The organism is Arhodomonas sp. KWT (assembly GCF_010993615.1).
The window spans coordinates 1-660 of sequence record NZ_WNXE01000928.1; the positions used below are offsets into that span (position 1 = coordinate 1).

Genomic DNA, 660 nt, shown 5'->3' on the forward strand with positions numbered 1-660 from the left:
GTCGCCTCGCGGATGTTGAGCGTGTCGATCTCGCCGACCTCGGCACGGCCCAGCCCCCAGGCCAGGGCCTCGCCGCGGATGCGCTCGGCCAGCACCTCCCGCCGCCGGGCGGACAGGGTCTTGGAGTCGGCCACGCCGTCGATCCCCGCCGGCGGCAGGATCACCGCGGCGGCCACCACCGGTCCGGCGAGGGGGCCGCGGCCGACCTCGTCGACCCCGGCGGGCCGGGCGGCGGTCCGGGCAAACTCGAAACCCGCCTGTGCACTCATGTCAGCGTCGCCTCCACGGCATCCGCCGCGCGCTCGTCGGCGCCACGGCACAGCGTCTCGTGGAAGGCGCGGAAACGCTCGCCGAGCGCCGCGGCGGCGGCCGGGTCGTCCAGCCAGCCGGTCACCGCGGCGGCCAGGGCCCCGGGCGTCGCTGCCTCCTGGATGTACTCCGGCACCACGGCCTCCCCGGCGAGCAGGTTGGGCAGCGAGAAATGCCGCGTACTCACCAGTCCGAGGCGGCGCACCAGCCAGGCCGTCGCCGGGGCGACCCGGTAGGCGACGACCATCGGGCGCTTGAGCAGCATGGCCTCCAGGGTCGCCGTGCCGGAGGCGGTGAGCACCACATCCGCCGCCCCCATGACGGTCGCCGCGTCGCCCTCGACGAGACGCA

At 76.1% G+C, this 660-nt stretch carries 2 pseudogenes; both read right to left on the reverse strand.

The features are described from left to right. Positions 1–269: pseudogene (rnhB, locus tag G7A99_RS23350) on the reverse strand (ribonuclease HII); the annotation flags it as partial. Further along, positions 266–660: pseudogene (locus G7A99_RS23355) on the reverse strand (lipid-A-disaccharide synthase); the annotation flags it as partial. The pseudogenes G7A99_RS23355 and rnhB, both read right to left, overlap by 4 nt.